Origin of the sequence: Fundidesulfovibrio magnetotacticus (assembly GCF_013019105.1) — a bacterium.
In the GTDB taxonomy this organism is placed as follows: domain Bacteria; phylum Desulfobacterota; class Desulfovibrionia; order Desulfovibrionales; family Desulfovibrionaceae; genus Fundidesulfovibrio; species Fundidesulfovibrio magnetotacticus.
This window is the reverse complement of sequence record NZ_BLTE01000013.1, coordinates 18,536-37,329: the sequence shown is the minus strand read 5'-3', so window position 1 is coordinate 37,329 and position 18,794 is coordinate 18,536. Positions and strand designations below refer to the sequence as shown.

Genomic DNA, 18,794 nt, shown 5'->3' with positions numbered 1-18,794 from the left:
TTCCGCCTATGGAAACGTCGCTGATCGGCAGACGGTCTGGCGTTGGTTCCCCAAGCAGTATCCAGGAGTGCGTAATGAAGAACGTGAAGTTGCCGGTGAAACTCATCGGCGGGTTTGTTTGCACCGCCCTTGTGGCCCTGGCCGTGGGTCTCATCGCCCTGCGCCAGATCGGCAACGTGACGGAGAACGCCCTGGACCTTGGCGCAGTTCACCTGCCGGGCGCGGAAAGCCTCCTGCGCGCCATGAACGAGACCAACGCAGCGACGTGCGCGGTGCGCACCCTGGCCAGCCCCTTCCTGGACAACGCCCGCCGCGAGGCGGTCCAGCGCGAAACCCAGGCCGGGCTGTCCCAGATGCGCCAGACTCTGGCAGGCTACGCCGGACTGCCCAAAAGCAACGGTGAGGAAGAGATTTTCAAGGCAATGGCACCCCTGACCGACTCCTTCGAGCGTCTGGCGGGCAAGGCCGTCTCCCTCTCGGGCTCGCTCATCCAGGTGGACGTGCCCAATCCCGACGCCCTCATGACCAGCATGCAACTCTTCCGGGGCGACCACTACAGCCTGGAATCCAAGGCCGCGCTGCTCATTCTGGAAAACTCCCGCTTCGAGGGCGGCGAGGACCCCACCGCCTGCAACTTCGGCAAGTGGCTCTCCGGTTTTGCGACGAGCAACCCCAGGCTCGCGGCCATCGTCAACGAGACCAAGCCCCAGCACGACCGCTTCCACGCCGCCGTGGCGCGCATCAAGCAGGCCCAGGCCCGGGGCGAGACGGCCGAGGCGCGCGCCCTGCTGGCCCGGGAACTGACGCCCAGCGCCCAGAAGGTCTTCGATTCCTTCCGGGAGATGCGCGCCGAGGTGCAGCGCTCCGTGGACCTTTTCGGCGAACTGGGCCGGCTGACCGCCACCGAGTTCGAGGCGGCCCGGAGCAGCCTGTTCGGCCAGATGAACAGGCTGGTGGAGGAGAACGGGCGAGAGGCGGCCCGTGCCGTCAAGGAGGCCGAGTCCTCCGCCGCCACGGCGCGCGCGGCCACCCTGGCCGGGTGCGCGGCGGGCGTGCTGGTGGCCCTGGCCCTCGGCGTCGGGCTCTCGCGGGGCGTCACCGTCCCCGTGGCCCAGGGCGTGGCCTACGCCCGGCGCATGGCCCAGGGCGACCTGGCGGGTCAACTGGACGTGCGCCAGCGAGACGAGATCGGACAGCTGGCCGACGCCCTGCGCGACATGACCGGACGCCTCTCCGAGGTGATCGGCGAGGTGATCGAAAGCGCGAACAACGTGGCCTCGGGCTCGCAGCAGCTCTCGTCCACTTCGGAGTCGCTCTCCCAGGGAGCTTCCGAACAGGCGGCCAGCGTGGAGGAGGTCTCCTCCTCCATGGAGCAGATGGCCGCCAACATCCAGCACAACGCCGAAAACGCCGCACGGACCGAGGCCATGGCCCTCAAGGCTGCCCGGGACGCCGAGACCGGAGGCCAGGCCGTGGCCCAGACCACGGCCGCCATGCAGGCCATCGCCGGGAAGATCACCATCATCGAGGAGATCGCCCGCCAGACCAACCTCCTGGCCCTCAACGCCGCCATCGAGGCCGCCCGCGCGGGCGAGCACGGCAAGGGCTTCGCGGTTGTCGCCGCCGAGGTGCGCAAGCTGGCAGAACGCTCCGGCCAGGCCGCCTCGGAGATCTCCGTGCTCTCCAGCGACTCCGTGACCGTGGCCCGGCAGGCCGGGGAGATGCTAGCGGCCATCGTGCCCGACATCAGGAAGACCGCCGAGCTGGTCCAGGAGATCGCCGCGGCCTCCCGCGAGCAGAACGCCGGAGCCGACCAGATCAACAAGGCCGTGCAGCAGCTCGACCAGGTGATCCAGCAGAACGCCTCGGCCTCGGAGCAGATGGCCTCCACGTCCGAGGAGCTCTCAAGCCAGGCCGAACAGCTCCTCGGCGTCATAAGCTTCTTCAAGACCACGCAAGGCCAGGAGGCCAGGACGCGGCGCCGCACGAAGCACGCCCTGCCCTCCGCCGCCCAACGGAGTTGAACCATGCCCGGAATCGACCTGCTCGAACCCAGTGAAGAAGACGTCCGGGAAGCCATGCGCTCCATGGCTCTCTCGGCGTCCATCTCCCCTGCGGACGCCAAGGCGCTCTTCAAGGCCGCCCAGGTCCGCACCCTGGCCCGGCTGCGCGCCGCCGTGCTCGTGCGGGACCTCATGTCCCGCGAGTTGACCGTGCTCGCGCCAGACACCCCGCTGGACCGCGCCGCCGCGCTGCTGGCCCGGGCCGGCATTTCGGGGGCTCCGGTCTGCCAGGGGGCGCGGCTGGTGGGCGTTGTCTCGGTGAAGGATTTCCTCTGCGCCCTGGGCCTGCCCAAGGACGCGCCCCCCGTGGCCCTGGCCGCGCGGGTGCTCTCCGGCGGCGCGGCCGTGCCCGCCTCCCTGCCCGGCGGTCCCGTGAGCCGCATCATGACCACGCCCCCCCTCAGCGTGTCCCCGCAGCTGCCCGCCTCTGACGCTGCCGGGCTCATGGCCCGCGAAGGCGTGCGCCGTCTGCCCGTTGTGGAGGATGGACGCCTCGTGGGCATCATCACCCAGACGGACCTCCTGCATGCCTTCGGCAACCTGCTGGGCGAGATGGCCTGACGCAGGCTTCGGGCCCGCGCGCGACGGCCTCAGCCCCCGGTGGGCTGCCGGTCTCGCTGGGCGTTCTGCAGGTCGCGCAGGGTGAGCGCGCCCAGGATCACGTCCCGGTCCGCGGGGTCCACCACCGGGAGCTGGTGCACGCCCGCCTCCACGAAGAGCAGCAGGGCCTCGTGCAGGTCCTGCCCGGGCGTGAGCAGCGCGGCCGGGCGCGCCAGATCGCGCGCCACCACCAGCGGATAGAGCGCGCTCTCGAAAAGCACGCGGCGCACGTCGGCCAGGGTGACCAGCCCGGTGATGCGCCCGCCCTCCCCGCGCACGGGAAAGGTGATGTTCTCGGTCCCGGCGATGATGTCCGGAAGCGCGCCCAGGGTGGTGCCCTCCTCCAGCACGGCCACGCGTCCAGGGGTGTAGGCGTCCGCCACCCGGAGCTGGCGCAGGGCCGCCTCGGCGGCTTCGCCTCGGTGCGCCGGGGAGTTCACCTTGCCGCGCAGTTGGTTCTCGTAGAGGCAGAAGCGCCCCGAGAGCAGAAGCGCAACCGCCGTGCAGAGCATGAGCGGGGCCAGCAGCGCGTAGCCCTGGCTGATCTCGCAGACCATGATCAGCGGCCCCAGGGGGGCGTTGGCCGCGCAGGCGAAGAAGGCGCTCATGCCCACCAGCACGAACGCGCCCTGGCTCGGGGCCAGGTCCGCCCGCCAGAAGGCGAGCAGCTTGCCCGCCAGGCCGCCGGTCATGGCCCCCACGAAGAGCCCCGGGGCGAACATGCCCCCCGAGAAGCCCGAACCGATGGTCAAGGAGGTGGCCACGATCTTGCCCAGCAGGAGCGCCGCCAGGGTCATGGCCGGGATCTGCCCCAGCACGGCCAGCTCCAGGCTGGCGTGGCTGGAGCCGGTCACGTCCGGGAAGGCCATGCCCACGAGCCCCATGGCCAGCCCCCCCGCCGCCGTGGCCGCCGCGAGCCCGAAGCGCTTCCCGAGCGGGCGGAACACCTTGTACTTGATGAAGAAGAACCCCCGCACATAGAGCCACGCGCTCCCGGCGCAGGCCGCAGCCAGCAGGAGGTAGAAGGGAATCTCCCGGAGCGTGGCGGGCCTGGGGTCGGGAATGTGCAGGATGGGCTGCGTGCCGTAGAAGAAGGTGCAGACCAGATAGGCCGTCACCGAGGAGACGATGCAGGGCAGCAGGGCTTCGCCTTCGAAGTCTTCGGAATAGAGCACTTCCACGGCGGTCATGGCCCCGCCCAGGGGGGAGCGGAAGATGGCCCCAAGGCCTCCGGCTGCCCCGGCGAGCAGCAGGACGCGCCGGTCGCGGTCGGTGAGTCCGAACTTGCCCGCCAGCCAGGAGCCGAACCCCGCGCCGAGAAAGGCCACCGGACCCTCCTTGCCCGCGCTGCCGCCCGAGGCGATGGTCAGCACGGAGGTGGCCGTGCGCAGGGCCGCCGCGCGCGGCGGGATGCGCCCCTGCCCCTGGTGGAAGGCCCGGATCATGGCGTCGGTGCCGTCGGTGCCCGAGGCCTGGGCCTCGGGGAGGAATTTTCCCACCAACACCCCCGTGAACGCCCCCACCAGGGTGGTGATCACGGGCAGGAGCCAGGGCCGGGCCAGGGTGGCCATGGAGGAGGCCGTGGGCTCATGAAGCCCCAGGAGTCCTCCCTGGATCAGACGGGAGCCGACTTCCAGCGCGAAGGAGTAGGCCACGGCCAACAGGCCCGTGGCAGCCCCCACCCCCACGAAGAGCAGCACCCGCCGCAGGCGGCGGGACCCGAAAAAACGTTTCAGTGGCGTCAACATCCCGTGATCCGGCGAGGCGTCCGGGAGTCAGCCCCCCCGCCGCGCCATTTTGCGCTCTTGAAAGACAAGGACCGTCGATCCGCCTGGCGTCGACGGCCGGAGCCGCCCGGACGCGCGGTCCGCGTGGCCGCTGTCCGGGACCGGGGCGTCAGGCCGGCACGCCGCTGGCCCCCTGGAAGGTGGCCTCGGCCGAACCGGCGTAGCCGTCGTGCAACAGCCAGGTGTCGTAGCCCAGGCGCGACCACAGGGAAGCCCCCAACTGGGCGCGGCGCACCTCGCCCGGCCTTAGCTTCAGGAGAAGGTCGTGCTCCACGGGCTCCACCAGGTACATGCCGATGAGGCTCTCCACATGGTAGTTAAGTTCCCTGCCGGGCAGGAGTTCGTGGAAGCGGTCGGCCTCCAGGTCGGCGAATTCCACCACAACCTTGCCCATGCGGTCTTCCACCAGATGGCCCACCCAGCAGTCTTCGCCCAGAGCGCAGTTGGCCAGGCCCACCACGTTGCGCTGGTCGTCGGGGATGGGCACCCAGCGGTGCACGCACTGCTCCACGCTGACGCGCGAGCCCTCCACGGCGTCGGCCAGCATGGTGCGCAGGCCCAGGGCCGAACGCGGGTACTGCGTGAAGAGCCCGATGTAGCGCAAGGCCGCCGACGGGCGCGAAAGCCGGGAGCGCAGCTCCTCGTGGCCCAGGCCCAGCAGGCAGTAGAGGCGGTCCAGGTAGTCCGGGTCCGCCTCTTCGAGGGTCTTCACCATGAGCCGGTACTTGGACCAGACCCTGTAGAAGTGCACGTAGGAGCGATCGCCCAGAATGTCCAGGAAGTCCCTGGAGACGCTCTTGTCGTCGGAGCGTTCCTCGAGCAGTTCCTCGGTGTAGAAGGTTGGCAGGGGCGAGCCCGTGCCGTAGAGCCCCAGGAAGGTGGCGGTGATCTCCACGCGCGGCTCGCCGCCCTCCTCCTCCGGGGGCGAGATGACCACGTCGGTCATGTCCGTGGCCGGGAACGAGAGCGAGAGGTAGGGACGCACGCGCAGGGCGGCGTCGTAGAACTCCTCGGCGTCGTCCCGGGAGGTCTTGCCCGCCCAGAGCTTGAGGAGCCTGATGGCCTGGAAGTAGGAGAAACCCTGGGGCTTGGCCGCCAGGGTTTCGATCACAGCAGGTAGCGTTCCCCGATCCGGGCCGGCCATTCGTAGCGCTCCTTCTTGAAGACGTCCTCAACGGCCAGGCGCGTGAAGCAGTTCACGGCCGCGTATCCCGCCAGGAAGCAATCCAGCACGGAGCCGAAGAGGTACATGTCGCCCATGCTGGCGAAGCCCGTGGGGTCGAGGCGCATTTCGATGAGCTGTCCGCGCATCATGATGCCGCCCACGAGGCGGTTGGTGGTCTCCACCTTGAGGTCGTTGACGGCCTCGGCGCGCTTGATGCCCGCGAGCACCCCGGCGCGGTCCTTGGTTTCCGGAAAGATGTAGAGTTTGACCAGGGCCTTGAGGTTCTCGGTGTCGGCCATGGGCAGGTAGTTGAGGTAGAGGTGCGACAGAAGCCGCCAGAGGCTCTCCTTGCCGATGGGAGGCTGGCGCGTGGCCGTGGGGGGGCGCAGGTTGGAGAAGTCCGCCAGCACGGGCGAGGTCTCGGTGGGCTTGGAGATGTCGCCGATCTGGAGGTTCTCGGGCAGCGTGGCGTTGGTGCAGCGGATGGAGAGCGAGAGGGTCTCGGTCTGCGGGTCGCCCGCGCCCTTGGGGTAGGCCACGGAGAGGTAGAGGTCGGTGCGCTCGGTCAACGCGCTCTGGCGGTGGTTGAGCGAGTAGACGGGGCGGGCCTCGCTCATGGGGTTGAACATCTCGAAGGGGTAGTATTCGCGCTGGCCCACGGAGCCCTGCATGAAGCCGATCACCTTGTCCACGGAGTAGACCTGGTAGTGCCCCGTGGACTCGCCCGCCGGGATCACCCGGTATTCGGGCATGCGGTGGTCCAGGAGCACGGGGTCGGCCTCGTGGGGGAAGAGGTTGATGGCGGGAGTGGCGAAGAGGGCGAGGCTGTCCTTGGTGAAGGCCGGGGGGTCGGTCACGGGCTTGTCGAACTCGAAGACGATCTCGAAGGCCTGCCCCGTGCCGCGGTCCTGCCAGGCCTCGAGGCCCGTCACGTCAAAGAAGAGGAATTTCTCCGGCAGGGTGAAGTATTCCTGCAGGATGCGGTAGCCCGGGTAGGACTGGCGCGGATAGGGGATGGCCGCCTCGTTCTCGCCGAAGCCCACGGGGACCAGGTTCCTGCGCCCCAGCACGGCCTGGCCGCCGCCCTCCTTGGCGCGCACCACGATGCGCGCGGTGCGGCGCATGAGCAGCAGGAAACGGTCGGCCGCGTGGCCGTAGTCTCCGGCCAGGTGAAAGCGCAGCGCGGGCGGCTGCCACTTGGAGAGCTGCATGCCGCTCATCTCCAGGGAGACGCGCAGGGCCGAGGCGCGCCCGGCCGAGGTGACCAGGGCCGTGTCGGTGATGGCCAGGGGGTAGAGGTCCACGTCGTAGCAGGTGGTGAAGGTGCAACTGGTGCCCTCCACGGGAATGGACGCGGCGTGGGACCCGGCCTGCACGGTCAGGGGCTCCATGAGCGAGCGCTTGGGCGTGTACTTGAGGATGGTCATGGAGGGCACGGGGCTCAGGTAGTGCGGGAAGACGAGGCGCATGAGCCCGTGGATGATCTCGGGAAACTCGTCGTCGAGCTTCTGGGCCAGCAGGCCCGAGAGGAAGGCGGAGCCCTCCAGAAGGCGTTCCACGTCCGGGTCCTGGGAGGGGCCGGAGAGCATGGGGGCCAGGGCGGGGTGCTTCTTGGAGAACTCGACGGCCAGGGTGCGCAGGTTGGCCAGTTCGCGCTGGTAGTAGCGGTTGATCACGGGCTATTCCTTCACGCTGACCTTGCCGTCGGGGTCGATGACGGTTTCGAAGACCACGGGCACCTCGCGGGATTCGGTCTGGATGGTGGCTTCGAGCTTGAAGGCCACCTGGAGCACGTCGTCGCTCTGGGGGATGTAGGTGACGTTGACGTTTTTCAGGCGCGGCTCGTACTTGCGCACCACGTCTGCGATGGAGCGCTGGATGTCGGGGATGGTGTCCTGGCCGAATGTGGAGCCCAGGTTGGTGAAGTCGGGCACGCCGAAGTCGTCGTCGATGGGGGCGGTGCCCTGCTTGGTGTTGAGGATCATGCGCAGGTGGCGCATCACCGAGGCAACCACGACCTCGGGGTCGGGGTTGCCGCGCAGCTCCGGGTGCTTTTCCATCTCGCGGATGCGTTCGAGGAGGCGCTGCTGGTACATGGAGAATCCTTCCTCGCGCAGGAGTTAGAGCAAGCGCGGCATCGCGTCAACGCGGGGTCTCCCGGGAGGGGTCTTCGTCCGGGGTCTCCCCCGGTCTCCCGGAGGCGCGCACGCGCCAGTCGTCCCCCGGCTTCATGCCGATGGACTCCCAGAACATCACGGCCACGTCGCGCCCGGCGGGCGGGGTCACCAGGTCGGGCCGGGCCTCGTCGGAGCGCGAGGGCGGGGTTTCGTGGTGCACCGCGCCGCGCTTGCGCGCGTTGTCTTCCTGGATGTCGTCTCCACGCATGGGGCGACCTTGGCCCGATCCGGGCCGCCAGGTCAAGGGCGGATGGCCCCGGGCCGCGCTGCCGCAGTCCCCCCCTTCACACTGCCCGGCGCGATGCCCGTCGTCCTTCCCCGCGCCATGCCCGGGCAACGCGGCGGCAGGAGCCAGCGACCGGCTCCCGGCGCGCGAAAGCGCCCCGCAACGCGAGAGGCTTTCCCCCACAGGCGCCGCGACCCGCTTGCCCAAGCGCGCCGGGACTGGCATGGCTTCCCTGGAGACTTGGCGGAGGCCCGCGACGTCCCGAACCTTCCGGGCCGCCGCGTCGGACGCCGGGAGCCATGCCGGGGCAGCGCCCCGTCGTCGCCATCAGCCCGCCCGGCCTCCCGGAATCGGCTCGTGCCGCGCTCCGGCATTCGATCGTTTCGTCACTCCATCCACCGGCGGACCCCATGAACAACCTCCCCGGAGGCCTCTCCGGCGCCGAAGCGCCATCCCCCATCGAAGCGTCCGTCCGCAAGTACGGCCCGGAGATATTCCAATTCCTCTCCGACCGGGACATCGCCCTCCTGCTCGCCCTGCGCGACCCGGAGCGCTCGCTGACCAACCGCCAGCTCGCCCTGCTCCTGCTCGAGGCCTCCCCGGAGACGCGCCAGCGGACCCAGGCCAACCTCGACGCGTTCCGCCGGGCGGTGATCGTGCGCGTCCTGGCCGGAATCGACCCCCTCGGCGGAGAGACGCCCGCCAGCGAAGAGGCCCGGGAGGCGATCGAGCGCCTCGCAAGGACCCTGGCCCATGAAATCTCCGACGGCCGCATCGGCCCCCTCGCCTTCCCCGGCCCCAGGTTCGACATGGGGGCAAGCGCGGTCCTCGAGACCAGGCCCTGGGAGCCCCCCGGCAAGCCCGCGCCCAGCCCCAGGGGCCTGCTCCGGCTTCTAAGGTTCTCCCCGACGCCTCAAGCCGGGAAGACCGCCCCACCCACTCTGCCAGACGCCGGGCCGGCGCTCCTCTTCGACTGCCTCACGGCCACGCCCGAAGCGTGCATCGGGTTCTGGGTGTCGCTGCACAAGGAGATGCGCAACGCCGGTACGGCCCCCCTTGCCGCAGTCGTGGACAGGCTGGACCCCTTCAGCCGGTCGCTGGCCATCCTCGTGCTGGAGCGCCACGAGGACGCCGTGTTCCTCGAACGCTCGCGCGAACTCCACCGGGCGCAGCGGGAGCGCTTCGAGGCCTACTACCGCCGCGCCGAGGCCTTCTTCAGCGTTTTCCAGGGCAACGCGCCCATCGAAACCCCTGTCCTGCTGGAACGCCTGCGGGACGCATCGCCCGGCCCGGACCTGCCCGAGCTGCCGCCCTTCGAGGCCCACGCACCCCTCCAGCGCTTCAGCCCGGACATGGAACCCGCCGCGCAGATCGTTGCGCTGGCGCATCTGCACCGGCTGGCCCGGGAAAAGGGTCTGATCTCCCTGGAGGCGGTCACGGACAGTCCGGAGGGCCAATGCCCGGTCATGCTCTGCGGCTTGAACGTCCTGTGCGCGGTCTGCGACCCCGAGCTGCTGCGCGAGGCCGTCCGGCTCAAGACGAAGACCCTGATGGCCGATTGGGAGCGCCGGACCTCCATGGTCCTGACCGCGCTTTCCCCCGGGGCCATGGCGTCGTTCTGGTTCACGCCGTTCGCGCTCATGGAGGCTCAGCTGGCGCAATGCCGCGATCCGCGCGACTACCTCCGCTGACCGGCGGAGCGAAACTCATTTCAGGAGACGTCCATGCCAGGCATTTTTCAGCATTCCCAGGCCGACGGCGGCGGAGCCTCCTGTCGTTTTTTGAACGGTCCCTGCCGGGGAAGCGGCTGCCTGTTCTGGTCCGCCGGGAACGGCGGCGGCCCGGGCTGCGTGGCGCGGCACTGCCTTGCAGGCGTCGCGCTCCTTGGCGCCTTGCCCTCCCCGTCTCCACGCCCCGGCGAGGGGTTTTCCGCTCTGGCCCGCCTGCTGCTCTGCGCCCCGCCCGCGTGGAGCGCGGCGGCGCTCGCGGGCAGGCCTGCCGGGGACGCCGAAATCGTTGCAGACGCCGCCCGGCGCTTCGTCCCCACCCTGGATGAACGCCTGGGGCTCGACCCGCGCCGGACCTTCCACAGGCTGGCCCGGCTGATGGACCGGCTCGGGCCGACAGCCCTCCAGGCCATCGGCATGCCCCGCCGGGCTGCCGCCTCGACCTTCTGGGAAATCTGGGATTTCCGGTTCCTGCGGGGCGATGCGGCGCAAACCTTCGTGGCCGCCTGCCGCCCCGACGAACTGGAAAGCCTGGCCGTTCTCCTGGACGACGCGGATTGCGCGCCGCTGCTTGCGGCCGCCCCGGCGGCAACGTCCCGGGACATGGAAGCCGCGCGCCGCGCATCCCCCGTTTTCATGCCCGGGGTCCTGGCCCTGGCCGGGGACGCCCTGGAGCGGGCCGCGCTTCTCAGCGAGGACGGAGGCCTGAGCCTGCACCTGCCCGGCTTCTCAGCCGCCTTCAGCGGGCTCGAACCGTTGCCGTGCGCGGCCCTGCCCCCCGGCCTGGAGACGGACGGCGCGAGGTGCTGCCCGCTGCTGCGCGCCGCTTGTACGGGCGAGCGGTGCGCCGCGTGGGAAGCGGCCGGACAGGCCTGCGGCGTGAGCGCGTGGCGCGACGCGCTGTTTGAAACAGGCGGGCGCGAGTGCCCCAGGTGCGTGGGTGAGGCTCTTGCCTCTTCACTTGGGCTCGGCGGGGAGCAGGTTTTCGGGATGCTCGCGTTGCCGGTCCAGGCTGGCGTTTTGGCGGATTTCGCACTGGAGGCCCGGGATCTCGCGGAGGCGCCGGGCGACCCGGCGGAGAGGGGGCGGGCCCGTCCCTGGGTCGTGTCGGCCCTGCTCGACGGCCTGGGACGGGCGGACCGCGTGCGGCTCCTGGCCGCCGCGAGGGAGGCGCGTCCCGGATTGACCGGGAGCGCCTTGACCCTGCTGACCGCTCCTGTGGACGTGCTGGCCGACCTCGCGGACGAGGATTTCCGCGAGCTGCTCAAGGAGGTCAGCAACGAGGAGCTGACCCAGAGCCTGGCCGTCGCGGGAGACGCCCTGCGCGAAAAGTGCCGCCGGAACCTGAGCGAACGGGCCTACCAAATGGTTCGCGAGGACGTGAACGGCATGGGCCGGGTACTGCTCCGGGATGTGCGGAGCGCGCAACGCGATGTGCTGGCCGCAGCGCTGAGGCTGGCCCGCGAGGGCCGCATCAGGCTGCCCGCCGGGCTGAGGGGATGAGGGCTTTGCCAGCGTTCCGCCTGGGTGCGCATCTCCCCGGCTTTCCCCGCGCGGCGAACGCGCCCTGAACTGGGAGACGAAACGGACGCCTGGCGGGACGCCCTGCCCTCGCGGGCCGACCGCCGCCGAAGCCGCGCCCTGGCGCTGGCCGCGCGGGCCGGGCCAGGCAAGCGCGGGAAGTCGCTCGTCGTTCAGTGGGTCGGGCACATGGCTTCAGGCCGGTCCGTCCGGGAGCGGGACGACGCTCTCCGTGCACTGGAGCGGACACATCGGCCCAGGCCGGTCTATCCTGTCGCGGGGTGCGCGGCCGCTCAGGCCTTTGCGGCCCCGGCCGGGGCTGCCTGTCCGGACTGCGCCGCCGCGCCGGGCTCGGGAGCGGCTGCCGACTCGGCGCCGGGGGGAGCGTAGACGGGATCGCACAGGGGATCCGGCGGCAGCCGGTAGAGGCTGTCTGCTGGTTCAACGTCGTCGAAGAAGGATGCGCTCTCGGCCATGGGACACCTCGCGCGGAAGGATTGATGCGGCGGGGCCGGAGTCCGGGCCCGCGTCCGAGGTTTGGCGGCCCCTCGGAGAGGGGCTTGAGAGCCGCCCTGCTCCCTGCCGCACTTCGCTGCGGTTGCCTGCCAAACCGCCAAGCCGATCGTGCCGACGGCGAAGGGACGGCGCTGCCGCCCCGGCCGGACGCCGCGCCGGTGAGCCGGGTCCGCGACCGCCGCCTGCGCGGGGCGCTGCCGCGCGGTTGCGGGCAGCGCCGGGCGAAGGCCTATTCCTCGGGGAGCCCGGTGATGGGGTCCACGAGGGGGTTGACGATGGGGTCCTTGAGGGGATCCTGGATGGGGTCTTTCAGCGGGGCCAGATCGGCCGCGTCGTCGTTCATGGGGCCTCCCGGTGGGACAGCCCGGCTCCGGCGGCCCGCTTGGGCCGCCGGTCCGGGAAGCGCTTTACGCGCCCTTCCAGTCGTCGGTGTATTCGATGTTGCCGTCGTTGTAGGTCCAGGTGATCTTGGAGTAGGTGAAGCTGAACTCTTCCATGTCGTGGAAGGGCTTGTTGTCGGGAAGGAAGGTCATGGGGGTGTATTCCCGCATGGTGACGATGATGGCGTCTTCCATCTTCACGGTGTAGTAGTTCTCTTCCTTTCCGTCGGGTTTGATGCGGAAGTAGTTGATCTCCACGGTGCACTGTTCGCCCTTGCAGCAGGCCTGGGCCATCTTGGGCGAGCCGGGGTTCTTGTGCACGGTCACGGTGAAGGGATGGTGGATGCGCTGGCCGGTGGGCAGACCGGTGTGGGTGTCCTTGGGGATTTCCACGTTGTGGTTGGTCTGGTAGACCAGCATGGTGTCCTTCTTCTTGGAGTCGGACTGATCGCAATCGCCCTTGATCTGTCCCTGAGTCTTGCCCGTGACCTTCATGTAACCGGTAAGAGCCATGTCGAGACCTCCGTGTTGATGCAGGTTTATTTCTTATCGAGCTTGCCGACCAAGGACAGGGTGAACGAAGCGCCCATGTACTTGAAGTGCGGCCTTGCCAGCAGGGTGACGGAATAGAATCCTGGATCCCCTTCCACGTCGTGCACTTCGATCTTGGCCATGCGCAACGGCCTGCGGGAACGCACGCTTGGGGCGGGGTTGTCCATTTCCGTCACATACTGGCTGATCCACTTGTTCAGTTCGTCTTCCAGGTCGGAGCGTTCCTTCCAGGTGCCGATGTTCTCGCGCTGGATCACCTTGATGTAGTGCGCCAGGCGGTTCATGATGAACATGTAGGGCAGCTGGGTGGAGAGCTTGTAGTTGAGCTCGGCCTCCTTGCCTTCCTTGGAGATGCCGAAATACTTGGGCTTCTGCACGGAGTTGGCGGAGAAGAAGGCCGCGTTGTCGGAGTTCTTGCGCATGGTGAGGGCGATGAAGCCCTGTTCGGCCAGCTCGAACTCCCGGCGTTCGCTGATGAGCACCTGGGTGGGGATCTTGGTCTGGATCTCGCCCATGGCCTCGTACTGGTAGAGGGGCAGGTCTTCCACCGCGCCGCCGCCCTGGGGGCCGATGATGTTGGCGCACCAGCGGTATTTGGCGAAGGAGTCGGTAAGGCGCGAGGCGAAGGCGAAGGCCGCGTTGCCCCAGCAGAAGTCGTCGTCGCCGCCGGAGGTGTCTTCCTTGAAGTTGAACGACTTGGTCGGCGCGGTGTCCGGCCCGAAGGGCAGGCGCAGCAGGAAGCGCGGCAGGGTGAGCCCCAGATAGCGGGCGTCTTCGGATTCGCGCAGGGAGTTCCACTTGGTGTACTGGGGCATCTCGAAGATGGACTGGAGGTCCTTGAGGTTGGGCAGGTCCTCCCACTTCTCGATGCCGAACATCTGCGGCCCGGCGGCGGCGATGAAGGGCGCGTGGGCCATGGAGGCCACGGAGGCGCAGTATTGCAGGAGCTTCACGTCCTGGGGTCCGGCACCGAACTCGTAGTTGGCGATCATGGCCCCGAAGGGCTGGCCGCCGAACTGGCCGTATTCGGCCGTGTAGACCTGTTTGTAGAGCCCGGACTTTACCACCTCGGGGGCGTCCTCGAAGTCCGAGAGCAGGTCTTCCTTGGTGGCGTTGATGAACTGCAACCGGACGTTCTCGCGGAAGTCGGTGTGCATCACCAGGTATTTGAGGGAGCGCCAGGAGCTTTCGAGCTTGCGGAAGTCCTGATTGTGCATGATCTCATTGACCTGGCTGGAGAGCTTCTGGTCGAGCTGGGAGATCATGTCGTCCACGAGCGCGCCGGAGACGCGCGCGCCGGAGCGCTCGGGCTTGACCAGTTCCTCCAGGAAGGCCTGAAGGCCCTGCTTGGTGGTGGAAAAGGCGTCGTCCGAGGGCTTGAGCTTGGTCGCCTCGACGATATCGTCCAAAAGCGAGGAATCGGCCGCGGCCGCCTGTGCCTGGGCCGGCGCTTCCTGGGCCTGGGTCGCTTCGTCAGCCATCTGTGGTCCTCCTTGAAAGGCCTTGCCGGACGTCCGGCATGCAAAACGGCGGAATGGTCCCCGCGCCTAGGCGTTGACCCCCAGTTCCTTGAGCAGCCTGTCGCGCAGCGCCGGGTCCTGCACCATCTCCTGCACCTTCTTGCGGAACTCGGGCACGTTGGAGAGTGGGCCTTTGAGGGCCTTCAGGGCCTCGCGCAGTTCCATGAGCTTTTGCAACTCCGGCACCTTGGCCACGATGGCGTCGGGCTCGAAGTCCTTGAGTTTGTCGAATTTGAGCTTCACGCCCATTTCGTCGCCGTCCTTCCCCGAGACCTTGTTGGGCACGGAGATGTTCAGCTCGATGTTCTGGGCTTTGAGCACGTCGTCGAAGTTGTCCTTGTCGACGCTTATGGGGTCGCGGTTCTCCACGGTGCGGTCGTCGGGGCGATTGGTGAAATCGCCGAGCACGAGAAGCTTGAGCGGAAGTTCGACCTCTTCCTTGGCATCGCCCGTTGCGGGCTTGTAGACGATGTTCACGCGCTCCTTGGGGGCGACGGAAGCTTCCTGGGCCATTGGGGATCCCTCCTGAACGATAGTGGGAGTTTCGGCTCTTTCTCTACCAGAATCAGTCCGAATTGAAAGCGTTATTTTCGTGGCAAGCCGCTCGGCAGGCTGGAGTCGGAGCGGCGCGCAGGCCTGGAAACGCCTCGCGGAGGCCGCCCTCCCGGCCCGAACGCTTCGCCACGGGCCTACACGGCGGCAGTCGCGCCGTTCCGGAGCGTTCCGTCGGCCTCCTGGTGGCGCATGGACGTTTTTCGCCCCCGCGCCCCGGCGGATTCGGGCGCGGGTCCTTCAGTCCGGCCGAGGGGGGGGGAGCCGCCCGGGCTCAGTGGCCGGGCCGTTCCTTCACGGAGCGCATGGCCCGTCGGATGGCCGACTCGATGTGCGCGTCCTTGACCGGCTCCGAGAGCACGATGGAGCCCTGCTGGCGGTAGCGCGCGGGCAGGAGGTTCAGGGCCAGGGCGTAGATGTCCTGGATGTCCAGGGAGTCGAGGGGCTCGGCCTCCTCGCCCAGGATTTCCTCCAGGATTCTGGCCACCCTCCCCTCGTTCTTGTTGCGGATGCTGGAGAGATCCACGCCGCGCGCGGCGAGCTTTTCTTCCTTCATGCGGGGCCTCCGTCGACGGCGGTTGGAACCAAAAGAGTCCGGGTCACCATAACAGAGTGCGCGCCGGGGTCAAAGGTTCTCGTGGGTTGGGGGCTCCGGATGCGAAGAGGCCAGCCGCGCGGACGCATCTTGCACCGTTCCCGCCCTCCATGGGCGGCGAAACCCCTCCGGGACTCGCCCGAAGGGGTTTCGCTTCACTGGGTTCCGCCCAGACAGGCCGTGATATCGCACTCCACCAGGCCGCGCGCGACCGCAGCGGGGCCTACGCGGCCGCTCGGGGTCGAAGGGGAGCCGGATTACGCCCTACCTGTGCTTCTCGTGCCACTTCCAGGCGGTGCCCACGATGGTCTCCACGTCGCCGAATTGAGGCTTCCAGCCCAGCAGTTCGCAGGCCTTGTCGGCGCGGGCGTAGAGGCCCGGCGGGTCGCCGGGGCGGCGCGGGCCTTCCTTCGCGGGGGTGGGCCTGCCCGAGACCTTCTCCACGGCCCTTATCACCTCGCGCACGGTCTGGCCGTTGCCGGTGCCCAGGTTCACGGTGAGGCTTTCGTCCTTGTCCTGGATGCGGCGCAGGGCCAGGATGTGCGCGTCGGCCAGGTCGGTGACGTGGATGTAGTCGCGTACGCAGGTGCCGTCGCGGGTGTCGTAGTCCGTGCCGTAGATCTCCACGTGGCCGCGCCTGCCCTGCGTGGCGTACACCACCAGGGGGATCAGGTGGGTCTCGGGGTCGTGGTCTTCGCCGATCTCGCCGTCGGGGTCGGCCCCGGCGGCGTTGAAGTAGCGCAGGCTGGCATGGCGGATGCCGTAGGCGTGGTCGAAGTCGGCCAGGGTCTGCTCCATCATGAGCTTGGTCCAGCCGTAGGGGTTGATGGGCTTCTGGGGGTGGTCCTCCCGCAGGGGCAGCTCCTGGGGCACGCCGTAGGTGGCGCAGGTGCTGGAGAACACGATGTGGCGGCAAGACGCCCGGCGCATGGCCGAAAGCAGCGACAGCGTGCCCACCACGTTGTTGCGGTAGTACTTCTCCGGATCGGAGACGGACTCGCCCACGTAGGCGAAGGCCGCGAAATGCAGCACGGCCTGGGGGGCGTACTGCCGGAACACGGCGTCCAGGGCCTCGCCGTCCAGGATGTCGCCCCGAACCAGCGGCCCCCACTTCACGGCCCACTCGTGGCCGTAGACCATGCTGTCGAAGGTGACGGGGTTGTAGCCCGCCGCCTTGAGGGCCTTGCAGGTGTGCGAGCCGATGTAGCCCGCCCCGCCCGTCACCAGGATGTTCGCGCTCATTGCTTTTCTCCGGCGTTGTCCAGGGCCTGTCCCAGGACGACGGTCCGTCCTGCCCAGGCCATGGTCAGTTCACGATAGAAGTTCTCGGCCTCCACGCCAAGGCGGATCTCCTGCCCTGGCCCGAGGGCCTGCACGCCAAGGAGCCCGGCCGGGAGGAAGCCCTCCACTTGGATGTGGGGCAGGGGCTTGTCCAGGGCCTTCACCAGATCCGGGGCGTCCACGCGCTCTGCGGGCTTGCCGTTCTCGTAGCGCCACAGCTGCGGGACCAGCTCGTAGCGGCCGGGCCACACCGAATGGGGCCTGGGGGCCAGGTGGATGCCGAAGGTGCGCGGACCGGCCCCTGCGTCCACGGTGAAGCGCAGCTGGAAGGTCTCGGAGAGGGGGAAGTTCGCGGCGTCCATGAGCGAGAGGTCCACGTAGTTGCCCGCGATGGTGAAGAACGAAAGCCCCTCCGGGGACCAGGCCACGTGCACGTCGCCGAAGGGCGCGTAGGGCCTGGGGGCCTTGAAGCCCGTGAGGCGCGTTCCGGCCTTGTCCTTCCAGTCCAGGAGCGAGCCGTCGGCGGCGGAATGCCCGGGCGCGGCGCGCAGGAGCACCGGGGCCACGCCCTCGGCCGGGGCCTGCGCCCAGCGGCTGGCGACGTGGATGGCCGGGGCCTGGGCGTTGGCCTGCGTGAGGGCCTGGGTGAGCAGCTCGTAGGGCTTGTCGTGGATGTCCACGAGGCCCATGTTGAAGTCCTCCCCGTCGCCGCGCCCGCCGGTGGGCTCGTCGTTGTACTGGAACCAGTGCACGCCCGCCACGTTGGGGAAGCCCGCGAAGTTGCGCACGGCGGCGGCCGCGCCCCGGGCGCGCTCGGCCTGGGTGGCCACGTGCATCAGGTGGCCGTTGTTGGTGTTGCCGCTGCGGTTCTCGTCGGCGGCGAAGAAGAATTCGGAGATGAGCACCGGCGCGGGCGAGAGCTCGCGCAGGCCCTCGAAGTAGTACGGGGCCACCCAGCCGTCCTCGCAGTCCACGTTGTAGTTGCTCGAGAGCACGTCCACGAAGCCCCTCTGGGCCAGCACGGCGTTCTGGTCGTAATAGAGAGGCAGGCGGTCGCCCACCACCAGAAGCTCCGGCGCGGCCTTGCGCATGGCCCGGAAGACCAGCTCGTAGTACCGCCCGGCGATGCGCCGCGTGAACTGCCCCACGGCACGGATGCCCCGCCCGCCGGGGCGCAGCTTGAGCGAGGCCCCGCCCTCCTTGAGCTTCTCGAAGGAGTCGAGCCCTTCGGAGGCCGGGACGAAATCCTCAAGAAGCCGTTCCCATTTGCCCTCGTAGCGCTCGAAGAGCATGCGCCAGAGCACGCGTTTGGAGTGGATGGCCCAGGGCCGCTCCAGGTGCCAGGAGAAGAGCGGCGCGTTCCACCAGCCCACCTCGTTGTCGGTGAACACGCCCAGCACGCGGGGATTGTTCCTGGTCCAGCCCATGATCTCGCGGGCCATGGCGTCGGCGTCGTCCTGCATGGAGGGGGCGAAGATGTCGTACCAGTGGAGCTTGGCGTTGCGGCCCAGGTCGATCTCGGGGATGAGCGGCAGGCTCATGACCGCCGAAGGCTCGGACCAGCCCCCGGCGGTGTTGAAGCCCCAGGCCGTCAGGCGCTCCTGGGCCTTGGCCCCCCAGGCCGCGAGGTCCGGGTAGAAGCGCTTGAAGTGGTAGGCCTTGTCGCCCTTTTCCAGGTCGAATTTCGAGCCGCCGTTGGTGGTGTTCACGCCCAGCGAAAAGAATCGCTCGCCCTGGGGCGTGACGAGCCAGCGCACGTCGGCGGACGTGTCCACGGACCAGCCGCGCGCGAGACCGACGGCGGGCGCGAGAAGCATGGCCGCCAGCAGGAGGGCGGCCAGGGCGAAGTAACGCCCTGCGGCGTGGGGACGGCCAGGGCTGGGGCGCGTCGTGCGATGCGAAAGGCTCACGTCTACGTCCTGTGATCTGTTGGTTGTTCCGTTGTCGGCCCGCGAACGCGCGCCGACGCCGTTGCCGGTTTCCGGGACCGGGGGCCTTTCCTTCGGGAGTCGATAGGCCCCTGAGCCCGGCCCCGTACGGACCGGCACGGACCGGACCGGACCGGCACGGACCGGACCGGACCGGACCGGACTGGCACGGACAGGACCGGACCGGCACGGACAGGACCCCTC

16 protein-coding genes are annotated in these 18,794 nt (G+C 69.0%); 4 read left to right on the top strand and 12 right to left on the bottom strand.

The features are described 5' to 3' along the window. The first annotated feature begins 74 nt into the window (after positions 1 to 74). Complete coding sequence (locus NNJEOMEG_RS20350; RefSeq protein WP_235956965.1) at positions 75 to 2,024, top strand: methyl-accepting chemotaxis protein; 1,950 nt, start codon at positions 75 to 77, stop codon at positions 2,022 to 2,024. A 3-nt stretch (positions 2,025 to 2,027) separates the two neighbouring features. After that, positions 2,028 to 2,624, top strand: coding sequence for a CBS domain-containing protein (locus NNJEOMEG_RS13870; protein ID WP_173085477.1), 597 nt, complete (start codon positions 2,028 to 2,030; stop codon positions 2,622 to 2,624). 29 nt (positions 2,625 to 2,653) lie between these two features. Here NNJEOMEG_RS13870 and NNJEOMEG_RS13865 read toward each other — a convergent pair whose 3' ends face one another. The 5 genes from NNJEOMEG_RS13865 to NNJEOMEG_RS13845 all read right to left on the bottom strand — a co-directional run bounded on the left by NNJEOMEG_RS13865 (position 2,654) and on the right by NNJEOMEG_RS13845 (position 8,000). Further along, the gene (locus NNJEOMEG_RS13865; RefSeq protein ID WP_173085475.1) at positions 2,654 to 4,411 is read right to left on the bottom strand and encodes a chloride channel protein; all 1,758 of its coding nucleotides are present in this window, start codon (positions 4,409 to 4,411) and stop codon (positions 2,654 to 2,656) included. Positions 4,412 to 4,559: 148 nt separating this feature from the next. Further along, positions 4,560 to 5,594: a type VI secretion system baseplate subunit TssG gene (gene tssG, locus NNJEOMEG_RS13860; protein ID WP_217270555.1), complete on the bottom strand. Its 1,035-nt coding sequence runs from the start codon at positions 5,592 to 5,594 to the stop codon at positions 4,560 to 4,562. Further along, positions 5,558 to 7,291, bottom strand: coding sequence for a type VI secretion system baseplate subunit TssF (gene tssF / locus NNJEOMEG_RS13855; RefSeq protein ID WP_173085471.1), 1,734 nt, complete (start codon positions 7,289 to 7,291; stop codon positions 5,558 to 5,560). The genes tssG and tssF overlap by 37 nt, the downstream gene beginning before the upstream one ends. Before the next feature lie 3 nt (positions 7,292 to 7,294). Next, the gene (gene tssE / locus NNJEOMEG_RS13850; protein ID WP_173085469.1) at positions 7,295 to 7,711 is read right to left on the bottom strand and encodes a type VI secretion system baseplate subunit TssE; all 417 of its coding nucleotides are present in this window, start codon (positions 7,709 to 7,711) and stop codon (positions 7,295 to 7,297) included. 46 nt (positions 7,712 to 7,757) lie between these two features. Then, entirely contained in the window at positions 7,758 to 8,000 is a 243-nt protein-coding gene (locus NNJEOMEG_RS13845) for a hypothetical protein (RefSeq protein WP_173085467.1), read from the bottom strand. 428 nt (positions 8,001 to 8,428) lie between these two features. Here NNJEOMEG_RS13845 and NNJEOMEG_RS13840 point away from each other — a divergent pair, with 428 nt between their 5' ends. Both NNJEOMEG_RS13840 and NNJEOMEG_RS13835 read left to right on the top strand, forming a co-directional pair. After that, positions 8,429 to 9,709: a hypothetical protein gene (locus NNJEOMEG_RS13840; RefSeq protein WP_173085465.1), complete on the top strand. Its 1,281-nt coding sequence runs from the start codon at positions 8,429 to 8,431 to the stop codon at positions 9,707 to 9,709. A gap of 33 nt (positions 9,710 to 9,742) precedes the next feature. Then, the gene (locus NNJEOMEG_RS13835; RefSeq protein ID WP_173085463.1) at positions 9,743 to 11,248 is read left to right on the top strand and encodes a FliG C-terminal domain-containing protein; all 1,506 of its coding nucleotides are present in this window, start codon (positions 9,743 to 9,745) and stop codon (positions 11,246 to 11,248) included. A 311-nt stretch (positions 11,249 to 11,559) separates the two neighbouring features. Here the strand turns inward: NNJEOMEG_RS13835 and NNJEOMEG_RS13830 are convergent, their stop codons facing one another. The 7 genes from NNJEOMEG_RS13830 to NNJEOMEG_RS13800 form a co-directional block, all read right to left on the bottom strand. Continuing rightward, the gene (locus tag NNJEOMEG_RS13830) at positions 11,560 to 11,742 is read right to left on the bottom strand and encodes a hypothetical protein (protein ID WP_173085461.1); all 183 of its coding nucleotides are present in this window, start codon (positions 11,740 to 11,742) and stop codon (positions 11,560 to 11,562) included. A 447-nt stretch (positions 11,743 to 12,189) separates the two neighbouring features. Further along, on the bottom strand, positions 12,190 to 12,675 hold the full coding sequence (gene tssD / locus NNJEOMEG_RS13825; protein ID WP_173085459.1) for a type VI secretion system tube protein TssD: 486 nt from the start codon (positions 12,673 to 12,675) through the stop codon (positions 12,190 to 12,192). A 26-nt stretch (positions 12,676 to 12,701) separates the two neighbouring features. After that, complete coding sequence (gene tssC / locus NNJEOMEG_RS13820) at positions 12,702 to 14,195, bottom strand: type VI secretion system contractile sheath large subunit (RefSeq protein ID WP_173085457.1); 1,494 nt, start codon at positions 14,193 to 14,195, stop codon at positions 12,702 to 12,704. A 66-nt stretch (positions 14,196 to 14,261) separates the two neighbouring features. Next, positions 14,262 to 14,747 (bottom strand): type VI secretion system contractile sheath small subunit, encoded by a 486-nt coding sequence (gene tssB, locus NNJEOMEG_RS13815; RefSeq protein WP_173085455.1) that lies wholly within the window; start codon positions 14,745 to 14,747, stop codon positions 14,262 to 14,264. Positions 14,748 to 15,060: 313 nt separating this feature from the next. Continuing rightward, entirely contained in the window at positions 15,061 to 15,342 is a 282-nt protein-coding gene (locus NNJEOMEG_RS13810) for a late competence development ComFB family protein (RefSeq protein ID WP_173085453.1), read from the bottom strand. Positions 15,343 to 15,645: 303 nt separating this feature from the next. After that, positions 15,646 to 16,623 (bottom strand): UDP-glucose 4-epimerase GalE, encoded by a 978-nt coding sequence (gene galE, locus NNJEOMEG_RS13805; protein ID WP_173085451.1) that lies wholly within the window; start codon positions 16,621 to 16,623, stop codon positions 15,646 to 15,648. Further along, on the bottom strand, positions 16,620 to 18,572 hold the full coding sequence (locus NNJEOMEG_RS13800) for a hypothetical protein (protein WP_173085449.1): 1,953 nt from the start codon (positions 18,570 to 18,572) through the stop codon (positions 16,620 to 16,622). The genes galE and NNJEOMEG_RS13800 overlap by 4 nt, the downstream gene beginning before the upstream one ends. Positions 18,573 to 18,794 lie beyond the last annotated feature (222 nt).

Excerpts from the sequence above, each read along its gene's own strand:
- NNJEOMEG_RS20350 (WP_235956965.1), top strand. The coding sequence starts at position 75 with ATGAAGAACGTGAAGTTGCCGGTGAAACTCATCGGCGGGTTTGTTTGC.
- NNJEOMEG_RS13870 (WP_173085477.1), top strand. The coding sequence starts at position 2,028 with ATGCCCGGAATCGACCTGCTCGAACCCAGTGAAGAAGACGTCCGGGAA.
- NNJEOMEG_RS13865 (WP_173085475.1), bottom strand. The coding sequence starts at position 4,411 with ATGTTGACGCCACTGAAACGTTTTTTCGGGTCCCGCCGCCTGCGGCGG.
- tssG (WP_217270555.1), bottom strand. The coding sequence starts at position 5,594 with ATGGCCGGCCCGGATCGGGGAACGCTACCTGCTGTGATCGAAACCCTG.
- tssE (WP_173085469.1), bottom strand. The coding sequence starts at position 7,711 with ATGTACCAGCAGCGCCTCCTCGAACGCATCCGCGAGATGGAAAAGCAC.
- NNJEOMEG_RS13845 (WP_173085467.1), bottom strand. The coding sequence starts at position 8,000 with ATGCGTGGAGACGACATCCAGGAAGACAACGCGCGCAAGCGCGGCGCG.
- NNJEOMEG_RS13840 (WP_173085465.1), top strand. The coding sequence starts at position 8,429 with ATGAACAACCTCCCCGGAGGCCTCTCCGGCGCCGAAGCGCCATCCCCC.
- NNJEOMEG_RS13835 (WP_173085463.1), top strand. The coding sequence starts at position 9,743 with ATGCCAGGCATTTTTCAGCATTCCCAGGCCGACGGCGGCGGAGCCTCC.
- NNJEOMEG_RS13830 (WP_173085461.1), bottom strand. The coding sequence starts at position 11,742 with ATGGCCGAGAGCGCATCCTTCTTCGACGACGTTGAACCAGCAGACAGC.
- tssD (WP_173085459.1), bottom strand. The coding sequence starts at position 12,675 with ATGGCTCTTACCGGTTACATGAAGGTCACGGGCAAGACTCAGGGACAG.
- tssC (WP_173085457.1), bottom strand. The coding sequence starts at position 14,195 with ATGGCTGACGAAGCGACCCAGGCCCAGGAAGCGCCGGCCCAGGCACAG.
- tssB (WP_173085455.1), bottom strand. The coding sequence starts at position 14,747 with ATGGCCCAGGAAGCTTCCGTCGCCCCCAAGGAGCGCGTGAACATCGTC.
- NNJEOMEG_RS13810 (WP_173085453.1), bottom strand. The coding sequence starts at position 15,342 with ATGAAGGAAGAAAAGCTCGCCGCGCGCGGCGTGGATCTCTCCAGCATC.
- galE (WP_173085451.1), bottom strand. The coding sequence starts at position 16,623 with ATGAGCGCGAACATCCTGGTGACGGGCGGGGCGGGCTACATCGGCTCG.